Source organism: Streptomyces cellostaticus, assembly GCF_023630175.1.
Lineage (GTDB): Bacteria > Actinomycetota > Actinomycetes > Streptomycetales > Streptomycetaceae > Streptomyces > Streptomyces cellostaticus_A.
The window spans coordinates 1-20,110 of record NZ_JALLIN010000071.1 but is presented as its reverse complement, the minus strand read 5'-3'; the positions used below and the strand labels follow the sequence as shown (position 1 = coordinate 20,110).

General features: G+C 72.2%; 18 protein-coding genes and 2 pseudogenes. 6 read left to right on the top strand and 14 right to left on the bottom strand.

All coding sequences use genetic code 11. From position 1 onward, the window contains the following. Positions 1 to 47: 47 nt before the first annotated feature. From MXD57_RS31930 to MXD57_RS29810, 4 genes and pseudogenes are all read right to left on the bottom strand, one after another. Positions 48 to 512: pseudogene (locus tag MXD57_RS31930) on the bottom strand (sugar-binding domain-containing protein); the annotation flags it as partial. A 12-nt stretch (positions 513 to 524) separates the two neighbouring features. After that, positions 525 to 734 carry a hypothetical protein gene (locus MXD57_RS31925; protein WP_308290961.1) on the bottom strand — a complete coding sequence of 70 codons (210 nt, stop codon included), beginning with the start codon at positions 732 to 734 and terminating at the stop codon, positions 525 to 527. Positions 735 to 972: 238 nt separating this feature from the next. Then, complete coding sequence (locus MXD57_RS29815; RefSeq protein WP_250405284.1) at positions 973 to 1,569, bottom strand: hypothetical protein; 597 nt, start codon at positions 1,567 to 1,569, stop codon at positions 973 to 975. Positions 1,570 to 2,111: 542 nt separating this feature from the next. Further along, on the bottom strand, positions 2,112 to 2,819 hold the full coding sequence (locus tag MXD57_RS29810) for a maleylpyruvate isomerase family mycothiol-dependent enzyme (RefSeq protein ID WP_250405283.1): 708 nt from the start codon (positions 2,817 to 2,819) through the stop codon (positions 2,112 to 2,114). A 729-nt stretch (positions 2,820 to 3,548) separates the two neighbouring features. On the opposite strand from MXD57_RS29810, the gene MXD57_RS32100 reads away from it, so the two are divergent. After that, a complete protein-coding gene (locus tag MXD57_RS32100) occupies positions 3,549 to 3,785 on the top strand; it encodes a transposase (protein WP_374114762.1) in 237 nt (78 codons plus the stop codon). A gap of 266 nt (positions 3,786 to 4,051) precedes the next feature. Here the strand turns inward: MXD57_RS32100 and MXD57_RS29800 are convergent. From MXD57_RS29800 to MXD57_RS29770, 7 genes and pseudogenes are all read right to left on the bottom strand, one after another. Next, positions 4,052 to 4,657, bottom strand: a pseudogene (locus MXD57_RS29800) (IS5 family transposase); the annotation flags it as partial. Positions 4,658 to 4,734: 77 nt separating this feature from the next. Beyond that, positions 4,735 to 5,415, bottom strand: a complete 681-nt coding sequence (locus tag MXD57_RS29795) for a hypothetical protein (RefSeq protein WP_250405282.1) — start codon at positions 5,413 to 5,415, stop codon at positions 4,735 to 4,737. Positions 5,416 to 5,527: 112 nt separating this feature from the next. Continuing rightward, positions 5,528 to 7,441, bottom strand: coding sequence for a hypothetical protein (locus MXD57_RS29790; RefSeq protein ID WP_250405281.1), 1,914 nt, complete (start codon positions 7,439 to 7,441; stop codon positions 5,528 to 5,530). A gap of 392 nt (positions 7,442 to 7,833) precedes the next feature. Further along, a complete protein-coding gene (locus MXD57_RS29785) occupies positions 7,834 to 8,046 on the bottom strand; it encodes a hypothetical protein (RefSeq protein ID WP_250405280.1) in 213 nt (70 codons plus the stop codon). Between the two features lie 2,487 nt (positions 8,047 to 10,533). Beyond that, positions 10,534 to 11,097, bottom strand: a complete 564-nt coding sequence (locus MXD57_RS29780) for a dihydrofolate reductase family protein (RefSeq protein ID WP_250405279.1) — start codon at positions 11,095 to 11,097, stop codon at positions 10,534 to 10,536. 213 nt (positions 11,098 to 11,310) lie between these two features. Beyond that, positions 11,311 to 11,550 carry a hypothetical protein gene (locus MXD57_RS29775; protein ID WP_250405278.1) on the bottom strand — a complete coding sequence of 80 codons (240 nt, stop codon included), beginning with the start codon at positions 11,548 to 11,550 and terminating at the stop codon, positions 11,311 to 11,313. Between the two features lie 905 nt (positions 11,551 to 12,455). After that, positions 12,456 to 12,956, bottom strand: coding sequence for a transcriptional regulator (locus MXD57_RS29770; RefSeq protein ID WP_250405277.1), 501 nt, complete (start codon positions 12,954 to 12,956; stop codon positions 12,456 to 12,458). Between the two features lie 220 nt (positions 12,957 to 13,176). Here MXD57_RS29770 and MXD57_RS29765 point away from each other — a divergent pair, with 220 nt between their 5' ends. The 5 genes from MXD57_RS29765 to MXD57_RS29745 all read left to right on the top strand — a co-directional run bounded on the left by MXD57_RS29765 (position 13,177) and on the right by MXD57_RS29745 (position 18,453). After that, entirely contained in the window at positions 13,177 to 13,482 is a 306-nt protein-coding gene (locus tag MXD57_RS29765) for a helix-turn-helix domain-containing protein (RefSeq protein ID WP_250405276.1), read from the top strand. Between the two features lie 172 nt (positions 13,483 to 13,654). Continuing rightward, the gene (locus MXD57_RS29760) at positions 13,655 to 14,257 is read left to right on the top strand and encodes an RNA polymerase sigma factor (RefSeq protein ID WP_250405275.1); all 603 of its coding nucleotides are present in this window, start codon (positions 13,655 to 13,657) and stop codon (positions 14,255 to 14,257) included. Further along, positions 14,254 to 15,369: a BN159_2729 family protein gene (locus tag MXD57_RS29755; protein ID WP_250405274.1), complete on the top strand. Its 1,116-nt coding sequence runs from the start codon at positions 14,254 to 14,256 to the stop codon at positions 15,367 to 15,369. Before MXD57_RS29760 ends, MXD57_RS29755 begins: the two co-directional genes overlap by 4 nt. Positions 15,370 to 15,986: 617 nt before the next feature. Continuing rightward, positions 15,987 to 16,559, top strand: coding sequence for a dihydrofolate reductase family protein (locus MXD57_RS29750; RefSeq protein ID WP_250405273.1), 573 nt, complete (start codon positions 15,987 to 15,989; stop codon positions 16,557 to 16,559). Between the two features lie 1,543 nt (positions 16,560 to 18,102). Continuing rightward, complete coding sequence (locus MXD57_RS29745) at positions 18,103 to 18,453, top strand: helix-turn-helix domain-containing protein (protein WP_250405272.1); 351 nt, start codon at positions 18,103 to 18,105, stop codon at positions 18,451 to 18,453. Positions 18,454 to 18,487: 34 nt separating this feature from the next. On the opposite strand, the gene MXD57_RS29740 is transcribed toward MXD57_RS29745, so the two are convergent. Genes MXD57_RS29740 through MXD57_RS31920 form a run of 3 tightly spaced genes read right to left on the bottom strand, consistent with a single transcriptional unit; the run spans position 18,488 to position 19,814 of the window. Beyond that, positions 18,488 to 18,769 carry a hypothetical protein gene (locus MXD57_RS29740; protein ID WP_250405271.1) on the bottom strand — a complete coding sequence of 94 codons (282 nt, stop codon included), beginning with the start codon at positions 18,767 to 18,769 and terminating at the stop codon, positions 18,488 to 18,490. 11 nt (positions 18,770 to 18,780) lie between these two features. Beyond that, a complete protein-coding gene (locus tag MXD57_RS29735; protein WP_250405270.1) occupies positions 18,781 to 19,548 on the bottom strand; it encodes an IS3 family transposase in 768 nt (255 codons plus the stop codon). Between the two features lie 8 nt (positions 19,549 to 19,556). Continuing rightward, positions 19,557 to 19,814, bottom strand: coding sequence for a helix-turn-helix domain-containing protein (locus tag MXD57_RS31920; RefSeq protein ID WP_250405269.1), 258 nt, complete (start codon positions 19,812 to 19,814; stop codon positions 19,557 to 19,559). Between the last annotated feature and the right edge of the window lie 296 nt (positions 19,815 to 20,110).

The following is a 20,110-nucleotide window of genomic DNA, read 5'->3' as shown; positions in this document are numbered from 1 at the left end:
TCGATACCGGCTGCGTCGCATGAGCCCTGTCCAGGACTTGGACGGGTTCAGGGGATGAGGTGGGCCAGTTCGCGCCACTCGGCCCGGGGCATGGAGGAGCGGGCGACTACGTGCAGGCAGACGTGGTCGGCCCCCGCCTGGTGGCGCGCGCGGATGCGCTTGTTGATCGCCTCGGAGTCGCCCCAGGCGACGAGGCTGTCGCTGCGGCCGCCGGTCAGGTCGTCCCCTGTGAACCGCCGTCCCTCCGGTACGGGTGGGACGGGCCCCAGCCGTGGTCGGCCACATTGCGCTGTTTGCCAGGTCTTGTCGGTCTCGTCGGTGACGCCGACCACGACCTCCTGCGGGCCGGTGCCCTTGAGCGTGTCGGTGACGTCCGCGGAGGCCCCGTCGTAGCAGCCTCGGTGGGCGGCGACTTCGTGGCCGTCGACCCAGACCTTGGTGTCGTGGTCCACGGCCTGGAAGTGCATGAGGAGTCGCTGACCGGGCACAGCTGTCCAGCTGCGCGGGACGGTGAGGGTTCGGCGCTACCACATCCGGTCCTCGTGGCGCTTGATGCCGGACAGCGCCGACTCCACCGAGTACGGCACGAGGATGCGCTCGTCCAGGTCCTTGTCGAAGGGCGGAGTAAAGGCCGATCTTGCGGACGTTTCGAGCGGCAGGACCGAACCGGCCTGCGAGACCACGGCTCGGCCGTCGTCCCGGACTCGGGGGTAGGACCCGGTAGGCTGCTTCACCTGGAGAGTGCCTCCGACAGGGGCGGGAACAAGGACCTCAGCAATCCTCATTCTCGCTGTTCAGAGGCGCTTATCGCTTATCTGACCGCCTGTCGGGCAGCCCGCTTCATGAAGGCGCGAGGCTAATGGCTGTTCCGTTGTTCCCCGAGGCCGGACGACTGCATCCCCTACGCGGCTGCAGCCCTGGCATCGTAGGCCAGCCCGGTGCGAGGCTGCGTGTAGCCCCTCGTTGGTGTGATCAACTCGCAGATGCTGCCGTCGAGTCGCCACTTCCAGTGGTGGTCGCGTCACTCTGCAGGGCTTGCCGGCGGGCCTCCGCGAGGCGATAGCGCAGTTGGATCTCGATCATGCGTTCCCCCACCAGCATCCACGGTGCGTTCATCAGCCGGTACATGGGGAACGAGGCGACAGCGACAGCGCCCGCTCCAACGACGAACAGGCAGGCACTTGCATGTTCAGGGTCCGCTGGGTGCTTAGGGTCCGCAAGCCACGCCAGACAGATGATCGTGACCGCCGCCTGTGCCACCATGATCGCCACCCAGAGGAAGCCAGCCGCCCATCGGACAGCCACCTTCATCATGCCGAGTCCGATGCCTACGGCGTGGGCCTCCACCACCCGTCTTATCGTTGCTCGTCGGTCGTCGACGGAGTGATCCAGCAGTGGCAGGAGTTCCGGTTCGAGTTCCTGCACTAAGTGGGCAACCCATCCCTGAATGGCTCTCTGGTAGGCAGTGACCTCCAGGGCTGCGGCGATCAGAATCGCGGGAGCTACGGCGGCGGTTGTCGTGGCGAACGACTCAGTCATCTGCACGCCGCTGATCCTGCTCTTCAGCACCGGATGGACCAGCGGCCTTTACGAAAGACTGACCGTTCGGGCTGCGGGTCGATCGCGGTCCCGCGGCAGGGTTTGGGCGAGTTCCGGGGGCTGGCGGTTGGGGTGCACAGCAGAGCAGGCACGGGCTTCGTGATCTTTGGGGTGTGAAGCCCAACGATCACGAGGAGGCCCAGCCCTGCCGCCCCCGCGTGCGAGGCGGGGCCGCTGGTACTTGCTGACCGCGATCCTCCTCGTCTGCGCCTGTGCGGCGGTTTCGGGGCCACCCGGCTGCGTAGCCGTGGACGAGCCGCTCCAGTTCGCGGTAGCCGAACGTGTGCGGCACGCCTCCCTCGCCCAGCTCGTACATGGCTGTCCGGTCGGGTGCCAGGGAGGCGCCCGTCAGCAGGAACTCGTGCAACAGGCGGGCCGCGGGGGCCCCTCCGCTCACACTCGGCCGAGCGCGGGGGAGGGGCCGGACCTCCTCACGGACGGTCACCATGCCGGTCATCGGTCCTTTCGTGAAGCGGGTGGAGCGGAGCCCGGACGGGGACGTGGGGCGCCGTTCAGATCCAGAAAGGAGCCGGCGGGACCTTGCCGTCGCCGGAGGCGCTGAGCCCCGTACCGGGGGAGCGGCCGCTGAGCCAGGCCAGGAGGTCGGACTGCCGTCCGCTGACCGCGGGGCCACCGGTCCCGATGGCGTGGACCAGCCCGGTGTCGGTCGCCTCCAGACGCAGCGCGGGGGTCGTCGGCCGTCGGGCGAGTGCCTCGACGATGTCGCCGGTGATCCACTGGGCGGCGTCGGCCGGTATGTCCGCGAAGCGGTAGCCGGCGTCCAGGTCGGCGTGGTGGATCTCCAGTTCGCGCAGCCGGGTGGGGACGAGGGTGGAGGGCGTGCGCAGTTCGCCGGTGCGCATCCGCACCTCGCTGTGCCAGGCGTCGGGGGGCAGGGCGCGCACGGCCTCGTCGAAGCGGACGGCGGTGTCCCGGAGGTCAGCGACCAGGTCGGCGACGGGACGCCGGGCTCCGGCCTCGATCTCGGCGGCACGGGCTTCCATGCTCGTGTACTGCGGTGTCTCCACGCCGGTGCGTGCCCAGGTGAGCAGTCGGCACAGACTCTCGGCGGCGCGGGCGACATGGGTGATGACGTGGCCGCGGGTCCATGGGGGGACCAGCGTGTGTGAGCCGACGTGGGCATCGGTGAGGGAGGTGACGGTGGCGATGAACCGGGCCGTGGATGCGTTGATCGGGTCAAGTGCCCCGAAGTCCTGCATGGCGCTCCTCGCGCATATTCATATTGCGGAAACAACTGTTCGTATTGCGGAAAGTCTGCCGACTGTAAGTGCGCCGCTTCGGCGACGTCAACCGGTCCATCCGGAAGGTCGGTTGGAGGAAGTGACCTGGATCGCTGAGCATGGTCCTGGCTGTTGAGGCGTCTCAGCGTGATGTTGTGATGCGGGTGAAGTATTCCGCATAGCGGAAGTGGATGCAGTAGCGGAGACCGCTTCCCGGTAGCAGTGCTGAGCGGTGCCGAGCGGCAGACCCATGTGCGAAAGCGCACGGGGCGACAAGGCCGCCCTGTGGCCCGCTGTACCGATATCGACCGGCCGTTCGCGGCCGACCCGATGGGGGATGTGTGCAGCGCGACAGAGAAGAACACCGACTCCCGGGCGCGAGGCGCCGGCCCGCGGCCCTGTCTGCGGTCCGGGCGGACCTCCTGGACTGTGTGCAGTCCAACCTGGCTGTGCTGGCCGACCACTTCCAAGGTCAGGGCATGCGCCTGCGTCTCGGGTCCCGGCTGAGCAGCCGGTGGTTCCCGGGTGCGGACGGGCTGCCCACCGTCGACCTCCCGCCTGCTGCGCGAACTCCTCGCCGCGGACACCGCCATGTGGACCGAGACCGACGAGAGCGTCCCGGCCGTCCTACGCCGCGCCCACGGCAGGAGAACGCCCAGCTCGAGCGGGCCAACGAGGTACTGGGGCGGAGGTCTCGCCGAGCAGGCAATGGGACGCCAGACGCTAGCCTTCCTCGCCCAGCTCGACGCGGCCTGCCACGCGTGCGACGACCTTGCGCACGACATCGAGGAGCTGTTCTTCCAGCATCCCGATGCGGAGATCATCACGAGCTTCCCCGGACTGGCCACGCTCACCAGCGCGCGGATACTCGCCGAGATCGGCGACGACCGCTCCCGGTTTGGCCGGGCCGGCGACCTGAAAGCCTATGCGGAAGCGCGCCAGTGACCCGGGAGTCCGGCAAGAGTCGTCATGTCACGCACCGTCGGATCAAGAACAACCGCCTGGCTGCGACCGGCCGGCACTGGGCGTTCGCTGCGCTGACTGCCTCTCCCGGGGCCCACGCTCATTACAACCACCGGCGCGGCAGGGGCGTTCGCTACCACGCAGCCCTCCGCAATCTGTTCAACCGCATGCTCGGCCAACTCCATCACTGCCTGGCAACTCACCAGTTGTTCGACGAGGCCATCGCCTTCGACCGGCCAACGTGTTCCCCACTCGCGTCGGCCGCTTGACCGAGTAGCTGTATGGGGTGTCTTGTCGGCCAGGACCACGTCCGGGGTGGTCCGGGACCGGCCGATCGGCCGTGGCACGCGCAATCGGGACATGACCTGGGGAAAGGGCGGGTGTGTCACCGGCCTGTCCGGGCGTGAGAACGAACGCGAGCGGACGGCATCGGCTGTCCGCAGCGAGATGGATCTTTGTGGTCAGCCCGCCGCGGGACCGTCCGAGGGCATGGTCGTCCGGCTCACCGGCCGGGGCCCCTTTCGACGGGCCCCGGCGGCGTGCTGGTGGGCACGGACGACGGTGGAGTCGACCGAGACGATCCACTCGAGGTCACCTTCGGCGTCGGCCTGAGCGAGGAGGGTGGTGAAGACCTTCTCCCACGTGCTGTCGGCGGCCCACATCTGCGGCCGATTGTGGGCGCCCTTCCACGAGCCGAAGTGCTCGGGCAGGTCCATCCATGGTGTTCCGGTGCGGTACTTGAACGCGATCGCGTCGATCACCTGCCGGTGATCCTGCCACCGCCCACCCGGCCGAGGTGTCCGGTCCGGCAGTAACGGCTTGATCCTCGCCCACTGGGCATCGGTCAACGACACACATCAATCGCTGGTTGGGGGGTGTTTAGTGGTTGCTGGTCGGGGGTGGTGTTGTGGCGGGTTGGTTGGGGGGTGGGTTAGCGGATGTGGCGGTGCATGGTGACGGTGGGGGTGAAGTTGGTTTGGGGGTTGGTGGTGTGGGGGTGGGGGGCGTGTGCTGTTTCGTGGTCGAGGATGGTTTTGATTTGTTGGGCGAGTTGGTCGGCTTGGTGGGTGATTTGGTTGATGGGGAGGTGGGATGTGCGGAGGGTGTTGATTTGGTGGTTGATGTTGTTGAGTTGGGTGCGTGCTTGGGGGGTGAGGGTGAGTTGTTGGGGTGTGGCGATGATGAATTGGTAGGCGGCGGAGAGGGTTTGGCAGGTGGGGCAGTGGTTGTTGATGGATCGGCTGAGGTTGGTGGCGTTGATGAGGCGTGCGTTGGGGCCGGAGGTGGTGATGATTTGGTAGGAGAGGGCGATGGAGCGGCAGGGGTTGTCGGGGGTGCATCCGGCGGAGATGGCGGTGGCGCGGTTGTTGGCGGTGACGGCGGTGGTGGGGCCGTATTGGTGGATGGTGAAGGTGGTGTCGGTCTGGTTCACGTGGGTCCTGTTGGCGTGGCTGTAGGCGTTGTCGACGGCGATGGCGGCGCGGGGGATGGTGCGGGTGGGGGTGGCGCGTGCTGTGGTGGTGACGGCGGTGATGGCGAGGCCGGCGGTGACGGCTGCGCCGAGGCGGGTGGCTTTGGTGGTGGTGAGGGTGCGGGGTTTGCGGTGGTGCATGGGTTTCTCCTGGGTGGGGTGAAGGTGGTGTGGGGTGGGGTGGTTGTTGGGGGTGGGGGGTGTGGGGCAGGGGTGTTGTAGTCAGGGGGTGAGGGGGTGAGGGGGTGGGGGGTCAGGGTTGGTTGGGTGTGGGTGGGGTGGTTGTGGTGGGTGGGGGTGGGGTGGGGGTTTGTGTGGGGGTGGGGGTGTGGCTTGGTGGTGGGGTGGGTGGGGTGGGGGTGGTGGTGGGTTGTGTGGTGGGTGTTGGTGTGTGGGTGGTGTGGGGGGTGGGGGTGAGGGTGGGTGTGGGGGTGGTTGTGGGGGTGGGGGTGTGGTGTGTGGGGTGGGGGGTGGGGGTGGGCTGGGTGGGTGTGGGGGTGGGTGTGGGGGTGGGTGTGGGGGTGGGTGTGGGGGTGGGGGTGGTGGGTGTGCGGGGTTGGAGGGCGGGGGTGGCGGGGGTGGGTGTGGGGAGGGGTTGGGGGGTGAGGCCGTGGGTCCAGGCGGTGGCGAGGATGGCGCAGGCGGCGGTTGTGGTGGCGGCGAGGGTGAGGCGGAGGAGGGGTTTGCCGTGGGTTGCTTTGGTGGTGGCGCGGTAGAGGCGGGTGGTGAGGCGGGCGGTGAGGTAGGTGCCTCCTGCGAGGGGGCATAGGAGCATGAGGGTGCCGATGGTGCCGACGATGCCTGCTGTGGTGTGTCCGGTGGTGAAGGCGGTGGTGGTGCCGAGGGTTTGGTCGTGCAGGGCGCGTGCGGCGGTGGTGAGCAGGCGGGGGAGGTTCCACAGGGCGTAGGCGGCTTCGGCGAGCAGGAGGGGGACCATGGTGAGGACCCATGCGGTGACGATGGTGCGTGCGGAGCGTTTGAGGTCGGCGACCTGGGCGGCGGCGTCGGGGTGGCGGTTGCCGGGGAGCAGGTTGAGGAGGATGGGTTTGATCTTGCCGTAGAGGTCGGGGACGCCGGCGAGGTCGCCGAGGATGTAGTAGCCGTCGAGGCGGACGGCGGGCATGAGTTGTTCGAGGACTTCGAAGTGGGCGAGGTAGACGGCGGCGAGGAGGAAGGGCTGGCCGGTGAGGAGGTAGGCGGCGGTGAGGGCCAGCATGAAGATGATGTTGAAGTAGACGCCGCCGAGTCCGGTGCGGAGGCGGCCGGTTTTCCCGATCCGGTAGACGTCGGTGACGTCGGTGTACATGGAGGGCCAGATGAGGAAGATGCCGCAGCCGATTTTTCCGGGGACTGCTCCGCTGTAGCGGCAGGCGGAGGCGTGTCCGAATTCGTGGAAGAGGAGGGAGGCTACGGTCAGCAGGAAGATGATGAGCATCCACAGGGGTTGTTCGAGGACTTGCAGGACGGCGGTCATGGCGCCGTGGACGGCGAAGAGCCAGATGTCCATGGCGATGGCGCCGGTCAGGGCCAGTGCCACGATCCAGGGCCGGTGGAGCCAGGCGAGGGCGGCGGCGATGCGGGCCACGTGCCGTTCGTGGAAGATCGTTTTGTGGCCGCGCAGGGCCAGTAGCAGGTCGGAGCGGGGGGCGGTGATCTCGTCGGAGTGGCTGCCGGGGGGGAGGGTGATGCCGAGCGGGGTGAGTTTGTGTTCGACCAGGTGGAGGATGTTGTCGGTGGTGACTTCGGCGCCGTAGCGGCCGCTGACGCGGTGGGAGATGGTTTCGGCGTCGCGGGTGCCGTCGATGCTTGCGACGACGAGGTAGAGCAGGCGGGAGAGTTGGATGACTTGTCCGTCGCCGCGGCGGACGAGGTAGCGGCGTTCGGTGAAGCCGGATCCCTTGTACTCGCCGAGGGTCTGCAGGCCCTGGCTCGGCCGGGGGACGGGCGGGGTGTGCGGGGGTGCGGGGGTGTGGGCCGTCGTGCCGGGTGCCGGGTGTGCCGGGTGTGTGGGGTGGTCGGGCGTGTGGCCGTGGGGGGCGGGGGTGGCGGCCGGCTGTCCGGGCATGTGTCCGCGGTGGGGAGGGTGGGCCTGCAGGGTGGTGCGGCTGGCGTGGTCTTCGAACGCCGGCATGGTCTTCTCCTGGGCGCGGTTGACGGTTCGGCGCATGGGCGTGGTGTGCGGCGGATGCCGCTCGCGGTGCGGGGCGTTCCCCTGGGCGGTGGTCCTGGTGGGGCGTGAGGGCCGTGGCAGGGTGTGAGGGCCGCGGCGCGGGCGGGGTGCGGCGGGCCGTGGTGCGGTGGCGTGGGGTGCGGGCAGAAAAAGGAGTCCCGGCGCGGTGGGTGTGGCCGCTCGGGGCCAGGGTGCGACGGGATGCGTACGTTGTGGGCGTCCACCGTCAACTGCGCCGGTGGCGGGATGCCTTGGAGGTGTCGGGAACGGCGGGTGGGGGGCGGGGGGCGGGGGTGTCTGCGGGTGCCTTGGGAGTGCGTGGCGGGGGGCGGGTGTGCGGGGCAGGGCCGGGTCCGTCCACCGACCCGGCCCTGCCCGGCTTTCGCGTGCTACTGCTGCACGCTGATGCTCTGCGCGGCCTCGGACTGGGCGACCGCGTAGGGGGAGCACTGGTTCAGCGCGGCGGACTCGTTGTGGGCGTCCACGTGTGCCACCTTCTTCGTGACGGTGGTCATCTTGGCGAAGTTGAATGAGAACTTGCCGAGCGCCTCACGCCCGGGCAGCAGTTCCGCGGTCTCGGCCTCGAGGTGATCCATGTTCATGAGAAGAGTCCCTTTCATCCTTCAAGTGATGTGTGAACAAGACGAGTTCCGGGATGTCGGCGGCCCAGCATGGCCGCTGGGCCGGCTTCTCCGGCCTCGTTCTCGGTCCTGCCGGCGCGTTCCGGCTGACAGTGAGCGAGCAGCAGGTTGCCTGCACGGCCCGCGCCGGAGGACCGGTGGACGGCGAGGAGTCCCCTTCTGCCGCGGCCGGGTCATGCGGAAACCCGGTCGCGCAGTCGGGGCAGGCGGAACTGGGGGAGAGCCGCCCAACCGTCCGAAGCCTCCGAACAATTCGTTCGGAGGGCCTGGACAGTAGCCGAAGCCGAAGGAAAAGCGCAAACAATCCAAATCCGACATTCGTTCAAAGTCGCATAGCTGTTCACTCGTGCGGTATGGCCAGGACCCGGCTGCGCGTGGCTCGGCCGCGACGGCGCGCGCCCGCCCACCGGCCCCGCCCCCGCCTCCACTCGCGGCCCCCGTCCTCCGGCCATCGGCGGCACCCAACGGCCCGCCCACCGGCGGTGCGCGCCACCTCGCGGCCTCCGGTTGTCACCCGTCGGGCTTCGTCCTTCGGTCATCGGCGGTGCCCAACGGCCCGCCCACTGGCGGTGCCCGCCGCTCATCGGCCTCCGGTTGTCACCCGTCGGGCTTCGTCCTTCGGTCATCGGCGGTGCCCAACGGCCCGCCCACTGGCGGTGCCCGCCGCTCATCGGCCTGCGGCTCCTGCCGACCGTCCCTCGGCCCCCTGTCGTTGGGTCGCTGCCCGTCGCCCGTCGCCCGTCGCCCGTCGCCCGTCGGCCGTTGGTCATTGGTCGTCGGTGGCTGTGAAGGCCCGGTTCGCGGGGGTCGGGGAGGGTGTGCGGGTGGCGGCTGCTGCACGGCGGGGTGGTGGCATCGTGCGGTCGTGGTCCGGTGGATGAACACCGGGGACCGGGTGCGGTGCGGGCTCCGGTTGCGGGGGATGTGCCGGCCGGTCGTGTGGTGTCCCTGGCCCGTTGCGGGCGGGTTCGCGGGTGGTGCTGGATGCGGGAGGGGGGCGAGGTGGCCTGGGCTGCGGGGCTGTGCGTGCGTGGGGGGGGATTCAGTGTGGAGGCGGCCGCTGCGGGCCGGTCTGATGGCTGTGCCGCCGCTGGGCGGGTCGGGCGAGTGTGGGGGCTGTGTTCGGCGGGCGGGTGAGGGGCCGGTCTCGCAGCCAGCCCATGAACACGTGGCAGCACGGACACCTGATGGACCGTGACGAGACCCGAGGGCGGGCCTGCCGGCGTCCTGTCGGGACGCGCGTTCTCCACGGCTCGGCCGGAGGCAGGGTGGGGATGTGCGGTGATCTTCCGGGCGGTGTGGGCTGTGCGGCCGGGGACGGTGCGGGGCGTCTGCCGAGGCGGAGGCGGCTCCGGCGGGCTGCCTGTGGTTCGACGCCTGCGTCAACGCGCTGTGTCGCTGCGTTGAGGGACCGCGGGGCGGGCCGTGTGCTCGCCGTTCGCCTCGAGGCCGTGGGCGGCGTCGGGGTTCCTGCTCGAGCTGCTCTTCGCGCTCGAGGGGCGTCCCTGCCCCTGCGGCACGTGCCTGCGGGGGAGAGAGTTGGCCCGGCGTCCGCTCGCGGGCCCGGGCGAGCTGCGTGCTGCGGCGTGCCGCGGACCGCGGCGCGGCGACGGGCGGGGTGCCTCCGCGGCGGTGCCTGCGGGCTCGTGGAGGCGGTCCGGCAGGCCGGGCACGGTGCGGCAGCGGACGCAGGGGGCGAGGATGTTCACCTCGTGCGACCGTGACGGGTCCGGCCCGGAATCCGGTTCCGGCGTTCGGTCACGGCCTAGCAGGCGCCTGGCCGGACCCGGATGATCCGGCGGCGCGCTGCCGTGTGTCCCGTGCGCGGGCCCGGGAACGGGTTCTGGGCCTTCCGCGCCGGGGAGCGTGTCTTCGGCCCTCTCCCGCGGTGCCGCACGGGTCTGCGCTGCGACCGGGGTGCGGCAGGTGGGGACGGCGTTTCGTCTCGTCGCGCGGCCGCGCCCACCGGAACCGGTGGCCGTGGCCCGCGCGTACGCCCTCGGCGGCCCCGGACAGCTCCCGGCCGGGGGTGTACGGCGGGGTCCGCTCGACCTCGGCCGGCTCCGGATCGGCGGGTCCCGCCGTGCGCCCGCGTGGCCGGCGCCGGGAGCGCGGGGTCTGCGGCGAGGAGCGCGTGCCGGCTCCCTCTCCCGGTCGAGGGTCCTGCGGGGGAGGGCGCCGAACTCCCGGCAGCGGGCCGCTGAGCCGGTGGACCGGCACGGGCGCCGGCGGCCGGGGGAAAGGGTGGCGAAGGAGGCGGAGGGGACTTCCCGCAGCCGCAGCCGCAGCCGCAGCCGCAGCCGCAGCCGCAGCCGCAGCCGCAGCCGCAGCCGCAGCCGCAGCCGCAGCCGCAGCCGCAGCCGCAGCCGCAGCCTCGGCCGCAGCCTCGGCCGAGGCTGCGGCCGAGGCCCTGCGGCCACCGGGGGGTGCCGGGGGTTGCGGGGGGTCCTACCGTGTGACGCGGTAGCGCAGGTGGACGACGTCGGAGGAGAAGGTGCGGGTCTCGACGAGTTCGAGGTCCACCCGGCGCTCGCGGTGCGGGAAGAACGGGATGCCGCCGCCGACGAGTACCGGGTAGACCATGACCCGGTACTCGTCGATCAGGCCTGAAGCGGCCGCCTGGGCGGCGAGCGTCGCGCCGCCGATCGCGATGTCGCCGTGGCCGGGTTCGGCGCGCAGTCGTTCGATCTCCTGCGCCAGGGTGCCGGAGGCCAGGCGGGCCCGGCCCTGCACCGTCTGCAGCGTGGTCGAGAACACCACCTTGGCCAGCGGCTTCCACAGTGCGGTCCACTCGAGTTCGGAGGCGTCGAGCGTGGGGTCCTGGTCGGCGGTCTCCCAGTACAGCATCGTCTCGTACAGCCGTCGTCCCAGCAGGTGGACGCCGACGTGGCGGATCTCGTCGATCCAGAAGCGGAAGACCTCCTCGTCGGGGGTCGTCCAGCCGAACTCACCGTCCGGCCCGACGATGTAGCCGTCGAGCGAGACGCCCATCGAATAGGTCACGCTGCGCATCCGAAGTCCTCCTCGGGTGACGGGGTTCGACGCCGGGACCGGCTGATGCCGCGGAACTCCTCACGGCTCGCGGCACTCCCAGGGGCGCAGTCGCCTCACGAGACCATTTCCCCGGGGGCGCGCCTCGCCCGGAGCGGGCAATCGCCGGGAGCGCACCTGCCGCCCCTCGGCAACGAGGAACCCCCCTCGTGTTCGACTGCCGTGGGCCCGGGTTCAGTTGACGTTCAGCCGGTAGACCGTCAACTCGTTCCCGCCGACACGGACATGGAAATCCGGCGGTCCTGTGCCGAGCGCGGTGACGGCGTGGTGGACGGTCTGGAGTTCCGCGGCGCTGAGCACGGCGGCAGCGGCTTTGATCATGTCCGTGAACGCCGTGTCCGGTATCTGCCGCGGCGAGTCGCCGGAAAGCAGGACCACCGCCTCACCGGTGCTGCTGCGCACGACAGCGGTCATGGGGGCTCCTTGGACGACAAGCACCTGATACCCCTCTCGGCATGGCCATTTCCGACCCACTGGATGCCGGTACGGCAGGAGGATATTCCTCGCTCTTCCCGTGACCGTGAGCCGTGGTGCGGGCGCTGGATTTCGGGAAGATTCCGCCGAGCTTAGCGGGAGAGGCATTGTCAGGGGGGACGGACCCGGCGAGCGCGCATGTGCTCGATTTCCGCGCCGCTTCCGCGCCGCCGCGCATTCGGCGTGTGGTCGAAGATCACGGCACCCGGCCGCCCCCGCCCCCGCCCTCCCCGGCACCCGGCAGCTCCCGCCCTCCCCGGCACCCGGCCGCTCCCGCCCTTCCCGGCCGCCCTGCTTCCGGTGTCCGGCCGTCCCCCTGTCCGGCCGCTCCCGCCCCCGCCCTCCCGGCACCCGGCCGCTCCCGCCCTCCCGGCACCCGGCCGCTTCCGCCCCCGGCCGCCCCGCTCCCGCCCTCCCTGGCCGCCCACGTCCGGCGTCCGGCCGTTCCCCTCTCCGGCCGCTCCCGCCCCTCCCCGGCCGTTGCCGCCTCCTTCCCGGTGCTCCCGGTCACGCCGCACCACGCCACGCCCCGGTCCCCGGCGCGGTGTGGCGTGGCGCGGCGGTCACCGGACCGGGCCGGTGACGGACGACCGCACCCCGGCCCGCGCGCCCCGCGGTGCCGGCCGGGTACGCGAGAGCGGGCCGGGGTGCCGGCCGGGTACGCGAGCGGGCCGGGGTGCGGCCGCGACCAGGTCCGTGAAGGGGCGGGCGCGGCCGCTGCCGGGCGTGGCTGCTGCCGGCCGCCGCGGCCGGGTGGGCCGGGGTGGCCCCTTCCGCGCGCAGGCCGGTTCACACCGCGGTGGGGATGCGGTGTCCCAGGCGGGGGGATCTTGGCGCCGGCGGTGTCATCCGCGGGTGCGCCACGTGCCCTTGTTCTCCTGCGGGGTCCTGGATCCCGAGGCCGCGTCGATTTCCGCTTGGAGTTCGATTGCGTGGACGATGCTCCCGGTCAGTGTCCTGCGGATGATGGGGTCGGTGATGCGCCACGCGGTCATGGCCTCGTCCGGTGAGAGGGCTGCCGCGTGCGGTGCCCGCCGTGGTGATTCCGGTCCCCGCTGCTCGGGAATGAGACCGCTCTCCACCAGAACCCTCCGGTGATCGAGGTTGAGGACGGTCGCCCACGTCGTCAATTGTGAGGACAGCGGCATTGTTTTGCCGTCCAGGGTCCGGCTGATCGTGGTCAGGCTCAGACCGGTCGCGACCGCCAGTTGCGCCCGTCCGCCGTGGCGGCGGCGGACGTCGTATCCGGCCGCCGTCGCGGCCTGGGTGAGGTACGCGCCGATCCGCTGCGCCTGAGCCTGCCGTTCGGACCGGATCTCGTGGGGGGAATCCTTCGCACTCCGCATGGTCGGAGGGTAGCGCGCAGGCATGTTGTCACATACTGGTTGCACGCGTGCACCTTTGCAGGTCAAAACCTAGATCGGCATTTCTGCAGGCCATATCCCGAATCTCGTATTCGTGTGCGAATCAAAATACCCTTGCGTCACTCATATCCGGCAACTTGCATATGTTGCGCGCGTGTGGGTCAGCCGCACGGCCGCACGTTGCTGAGGGGGTCTATTGACCATGCTTCGCCTCCATATGGCCACGCTCCTGCTCAAGGCCAGGGAACTGGGTGACGAGAGCGTCGCCGACATGGCGCAGCGCACCGGTATCAGCAGGTCGACGCTCCACCGGCTCGCCACCGGGACGAAGCAGCCGAGCCTGGCCACGCTCTGGACGCTGCGCGACGCCTACAGCGTCCGGCTCGACGCGCTCGTCTACGACGACCCGCAGACCATGCAGCGCGGCCTTCCGCAGCGCCGGCGGGTGCCCGCTCCGGCGCGGCACCGCCCGCCGCACCGGGATTCCGGCCGGCCCGCGGCCGACTGAGAAGGAGGCGGCCGGCCGAGAGGAAGACAGCCGGCCGCGAAGACGACCGGGCCGGCCCTCCTGCCCGCATCCGCGTCCGGGTCCCCGGAGGCGGTCCTCGCATCCCTGCCCGGCGCTCCGCCGGCAACCCATCGCACTGTCACTTCAGTTCGCTTAAGACCGGGAGCAATCCTTGACCACTCAGGCCCACGACGCCGTCCTCGACAGCAGCGCCGACACGGGGGAACCGGCCCTCATCACCCGCGCCCAGCAGGGCGATCGCGAGGCGTTCGCCGAGCTGTACCGGATGCACCACGGTGTCATCGCCCAACTCATCGGCCGGCGCGTCAGGTCGAACACCGCCCTGGCCGAGGACCTCACCGCGGACGTCTTCATGAAGGCCTGGGTCAAGATTCCCACCTTCACCTGGAACGGTACGTCCATCCGCGCCTGGCTGTGCACCATCGCACGCCACGCGGTCGCCGACCACTTCAAGACCGCCACGACCCGCAACCTCACCTTCGTCGACCACATCACCCAGATCACAGACGACTGGGCCCCTGTGGTGGGCGACCCGGCAGAAACCGTTCTGTCCTCGCTCGACGTGGACGACCTGCATCACGCCCTGTCCGAGATCACCCCCCGTCAGCAGGTCGTCATCCGGCTGCGGTTCCTGGGGGAGATGTCCGTCCGCGAGACCGCCCGCACCATGGGCACCACCGACGGCGCCGTCAAAACGCTCCAGTGGCGCGCGCTCGACTCCCTGCGCAAGGCCTATCCGGGAGCTGTGGCATGAGCATCGCCCACGGCAGGGACGGGGACATCGAACGGGAACTCACCGCGCGGCTCAGCGAACTCGCCCACGCCTTCGTCGCCGACCTCAACGCGCAGGGCCGCCTGGTGGAAACCGGCGGAGCCGACACCCTCAGACGACTCAGACAGCAGCACCAGACGCCGCCCCCTGAGCTCCGGGCGGAGCCCGGCGACGCCGGATGCGAGGAGGTCACCGAGATCGAGGCGCATCCCGCACCGGGCGCGCCGAACCTGTGGGAGGCGGTCACGGCGCCCCGCGCCGGCCAGGACACGCCCGCCCCGCCCACAACGCTCCGCCCGCTGCACATCCTTGACGCGCCCGACCCCCACCCCGCGAGCGCGAACGCACCCGCCCCGCAGACCGTGCCCGCCCCGGTTCCCCCCCAGCAGACCGCCGCGCCCGCGTCGGTCACCGCGCGGAACGTCGGCGACGGCCCCCGGGCGCAGCCCCCGGTCCCCGCCGGGCAGCCGGCCGCGCTCGAAGCGGTCCCCGCCCCGCAGAGCGCCGCGCCCGCCCCGGCCCCCGAGCGGCGCACCGGCGTCCCGGAGTCCCTCCCGGCCGACGACGGCCGGCCGCAGCCGCCGGCCGCCGCCACGGCGGCCAGGCTGCGGGCCGAGAACACCGGCCGGCTCGAGGTCGCACGGATCACCTCGGATCACGAACGTGTCACCGTGCACATCCACGCGGTGTCGCTGGGCGACTGGGAGTACTGGCTGACCGCGATCGGCGCCGCCCCGGACGCGCCGACCCACCGCAGCGGATGGGCCCAGACCGCCACCGGGCACCTCGACGGTGTGGAGGTCCATCTCACCGCGGAGGCCGTGCCCCGTCTCCTGGAGGAGGCGGCGCGGCACGCCACCGTCCCCTTCCTCCTGGGAGGCCGCGTCTACGACCTCGCCCTCGGCCACACCGACCGCCTGGGGCAGACCTGGCACTACCACGGCCGGAGCCAGGAGGACGACACCCCGCTTCTCACGCTGGGCGGCACCGGCGGCCCGCCCTACCCGCTGACCGCCGTCGTGACGGCCAACGGGCCCCTCACCCCCGCCGCCCCCGACCCCGCTCCCGCCCCCGACCTCGAACCCGGGCCCTGAGCCATGCCGCGCACCACCGGCCGACGCCTCCCGCACCCCCGGACCTCACCACGGCAGCACTGCACGCCCCACGACGGCCGCCCGGGCCCAGCAGACCCCCCAACCGCCCGGGGGAGTCCCCCCACGGGACCGGCCACCGGGGGAGTACCCCTGCGGGCCGGCCGCCGGGGCAGCGCCCCTGGACCGGTCGAGGCCGAGGACCGGCAGGTGGGTGCAGGTGGGTGCGGCACGGAGCCGGAGCGGGCCGTGGGGGGGCAGGGGACGAGGGCCGGGGCCGTCCGTGTCCGCAGGCGCGGAACCCCACACCCCGGCCGCCGCGCGCGGCCCCCGCGCCGCTCGTCACGTGCCGCGCCGCCGGTACGGCACGCGACCCGGGCACGCGGCCGGGGGCGGGAGGCCGGGGCGGGCGATCGCGGTGTGGGTCGTAGGGTGGGCGGCGGCTTCCTGCCGAAGGTGCTCGGTGTGCCGGCTCTGCCGAAAAGGTCGGCGGCGACCGATGAGTTCGTTCATGATCGACAGTCAGAGATCACGGTTGGTGTGCGGCGGCCGCGCAAGCGGTCGCAGCCCGCGCCGACCCGGTTGGCCGAGAGACGGACACGAGACACCGAGGAACCAAGATGCGCACCCTGATCACTACCGCCTTCATCTCGCTCGACGGCGTCGTGGAGGCCCCCGGCGGCGAGCCCGGCTACCGCAACGCCGGGTGGACCTTCAAGGACGTCGAGTTCCTCCCCGAGGCCTTCGACATCAAGTCCCGGGAGCAGAAGGAGGCCACCGCGATGCTGATGGGCCGCACCAGCTATCAGTCGTTCAGCCCGGTGTGGCCCGACATGGAGGACTTCGCCGACTACAAGGTGATGCCGAAGTACGTCGTCTCCACCACCCTCGGCCAGGACGACCTGGTGACGAACTGGGGCGAGACGACGATCCTGCGTTCCCTCGACGAGGTCGCCGCGCTGAAGAACACCGAAGGCGGCCCGATCATCGTCCACGGCAGCGCCTCGCTGAACCAGGCCCTCGCCGACGCCGACCTCATCGACCGCTACCACCTGCTCGTCTTCCCGCTCCTGCTCGGAGCGGGCAAGCGGCTCTTCAGCACCACGGACAAGGACACGCAGAAGCTGAAGCTGGTCGAGCACGACGTCTACGCCAACGGCCTGCAGAAGAACGTGTTCGACGTCGTCCGCTGAACAAGCACCCCCGGGCCTCCCGCCCCGCCGTGCCTCGCACGGCGGGCCCGGCGGAAGCGATCCCCCCGGGCACCGGCCCACCGGGCAGCTCCCAGGGAAGACGCCCGCACCGAGACGCCCGCAACGAGACGCCCGCGAGGCGGCGCCTGTGAGGGGAGGTCCCGCCGGGCGGAGGGCAGCGGTCTGCTCTCCCGTGGCGGGAGAGGGGATGCCGCGCCGCTGCGCGAGACGGTCGATCCGGCGCTGGACGGTGACGCGGGCCGTCCTGCCGGGTGAGGCCGAAGCACACCGCCCCCGCCCCGGGCCGACGGCCGAGGCGGGCACCGTGACCGGGACGTGCCGGCCGCGATCCTTCGCGCACCCCGCACCACTGCTGCACCCCGCACCACCGCCGCGCCCCGCACCCGCCGCGGACGACAGCGCCCAACGGCGGTGCCGGGAGCGGCGGGAGCGGGGCGCGGCGAGGACGACGGCGCAGGGAAGGCTCCACACCGGTGCGGGCCTCGACCACCACCCGCTGCGGCGATGCCGGCCCGGCCGCGCCGCCGCACCTGCCGCATCGTCCGCGGGTGCGGCGAGACCCCGACGCGACGTCACCGCCGCTGGGCCGGCGAACCGCACCGGGGCCCGGCTCGCCGGCGCCCGGCGCCCGTATCGGCACCGCGATCGCGGGGCCGGCCGCTTGCCGGCCTGAGCCGACCGGCATCGCCCGCATCCTCGTCCGTCCCTCGCCGGCCGCAGGCCGCACGCCTGGGCAGACGGCTTCCCGGGTGCGTCGGGGCCGGTGGGGCGGGCGCCGCGGCGGGCGCGGTGGAGAGGGGCGCGGCGGCCGCCGCCTCGCCCGGGCCGGCCCGAAACGCGCTCGAGAAGTACTCGAGCCGGCCGCCGCTGTGCCGGCCGGCGATGCGCACCGGGGCCGAGGTGGCGTCGGCCGGACCGGCACCGGCAACGGGCGGGCCGGGCACCGGCCGAGCGGGACGCCGGCGCACCGTGGTCTCCCGCGCGCAGTGCTCCCGCCCCGCGCGCCGGAGTGCGGGGCGGCGCCCCGGCCGCTCGGCGCTGCCGCGGGCGGCCCGGGGCTCTCGCCCGCCGGCCCGGCCGCCCGGACCCCGCGCCGAAGGCGTGCCCCACGGTGTGCGAGGAGCGCTGCCCGCGGCGCCGGGGGCCGTCCGCGGGCAGCCGGCCGTCCGCCCGATGAGGCCCGGTGAGGCCCGGTGAGGCCCGGTGAGGCCCGATGAGGCCCGGTGAGGATCGGGTGGGGGCCGGTGAGGATCGGGTGGGGGCCGGTGAGGACGGGGTGCGGGGTGGGGGTGCGGTTCGCGGCCCGCGGGCTCGCCCCGGTGGGAGGCGCTCCTCGTCCCGCGGTGCCGGCCGGGCCGGTCCGCAGGAGTCGATCATGACGTGAAACCGGCGGGCGGAATAGCGCGGGGGGCCGGTGGAGAAGAAGGGGCGGAACGCCCCGGCAGTAGGGCCGTTAGACTCATCGACAGGCGGTCACTCCCTCTCCACAGGAAGAACCGGCGTGCCCAACACACTGCAGGAAATGATCAAGCACAAGTTGGACCAGAACGGCTGGTCCTACAGCGATGTAGCGCGCCGCGGTGGCATCTCCCGTTCGACGGTCCACCATCTGGCGACGTCGGAGCGGCTGGCGCAGATGCCCCAGCAGACCACTTTGGAGGGCTTGGCCAGGGGGCTGGGCATTCCGGTGGCGCCGGTGCATCGGGCCGCCGCCGAGGCCGCGGGCGTCAACCTGTACTTCGAGGACGCCGCCGAGGCCGCGGACCCGGAGGTGGCGATCCTCATCGCGAGCGTGCACAAGCTCAGCCCGGCGGACCGCCGGCATGTGGCCGTCCTCGTGGAGTCGTTGCTGCAGGCGGACGGCACCCCGTAGGAGCGGGCGCCTCGTTCGCCCCGGTGGGGCTCCGTCACCTCGGATGCGGGAGCGGGTGCGCGTGCGGGTCCGGGTGCGCGTGCGGTTCGAGCGTGCGTGCCGTGGTGATCCAGTCGATGACCGTGTGCACGGTGACGCAGTCGAGTTCGGCCAGTTTGAACACGGCCTGGACGTCGGCGGCGGCGAGGGGGTCGCACACCCTGTCCAACGCGCTGTACAGGCGCAGTCGGTGGGCGTGGGCGGGGGAGGTGTCCTGCTCGGCGTGCAGGTCGGGTCCGGGGCCGCCGGTGGCGGGCAGAGCCGGTGTCGTTTCCAAGGGATCCGCCTTTACGCTGTGGATGGGCTCGCGGGTCCGGCGGCTGGCACCTGCCGGGCGATGCGGTCGAAGGTCTGTCCGAGCCGGCCCTCGGCGCCGCGGGTGTCCGGCCAGGGCCAGGGGCCCTGCAGGTCGTCGTGGACGGTGTCCCAGAAGGCCCGGACGACCGCGTGGTCGTACCGGTCGGCGACGGTTCCGCCGGCGGGCGCGCAGCCGAGCGAGCCGGCCCGCTCGGTGAAGGAGCAGGCCGGCAAAGGCTCGTACGCGGTTGCGGCGCCCGGTTCGGCGTGGGCGGCGGCGCGGGTGACGGCGGCCATGAGGGCCTGGTGGACGAGGGCGCGGTGGGCCGTGGCGGCGGTGCTCCAGCCGACCGGGCGGTGCGACGCGGTGTCGAGGACGACGGCCGTGTACAGGGGGCCCTCAGAGGTGGTGAGGGCGTGCACGTCGACGATCCAGCGCCGGCCGGGCGTGCGGGCGCCTTCCGGCGGGGCCGGCCGGCGCACTCGTCCCGCCCGGCCGCTGATCCCGGCCCCCCTCATGATGCGTTCCACCGTGGTGTCGCCGATGTCGATGCCGTAGCGGCGGCTGATCTCCCGCCGCACTCTGCGGTATCCGTAGGTGGAGCCGGACTCCCGGTGGATGCCCAGGACCAGGCGGGTCAGCCAGGCCCGGCGCAGCGCGCGCGGAGAGGGGCCGCGTGCGCGCCAGGCGTAGTAACCCGACTCCGAGACGTCGAGGAGCACGGCGATCCGGCGTGCCGGGAAACCGTACGACGCCATGCGGTGGATCACCTCGTACCGTCTTTTGGGGGCATCATCTGCCCCATCGTGGCGATGACTTCGCGGCACAGGAGGACTTCGCGCTCCAGTTCGTCGACGCGGGCGCGGGCCCGTGCCAGGTCCGACCCGGACGCCGCGGCGCGCCGCCAGCGGTAGACGGTCTGCGGGGCGACGCCCAGCCGCCGCGCCACTTCCTTCGCCGGATGCCCTTCCAGGACCAGCTGCTCCGCGCGGGCCCGCAGGGCTGCGGGGTGAGGACTGCTCACTGGATGGATCCCCACTCGTTCATGCCGCCACCGCCGGCGGACGGACCAAAGGGCCTGCGCCGGGGCCCGGCTCACCGCCCGGCGACCACCGGTGGACGGGCGTTCGCCGGGTCCGCCGCCCGCCCGGCACCCGAGGACCGGCTCCCCCCGAGAAGAGGTGCACGCCCCCGACCGGCGGGCGCCGCAAGGGTCCTGGCGCCTGCGAGCCGTCCGGCACCGGCCGTCCGGCACCCGCCCGACACAGGTGCCGGCCGCGCCCCTCATCCGGGCACGCCGTGCCGGCCCCGACCCCTGCG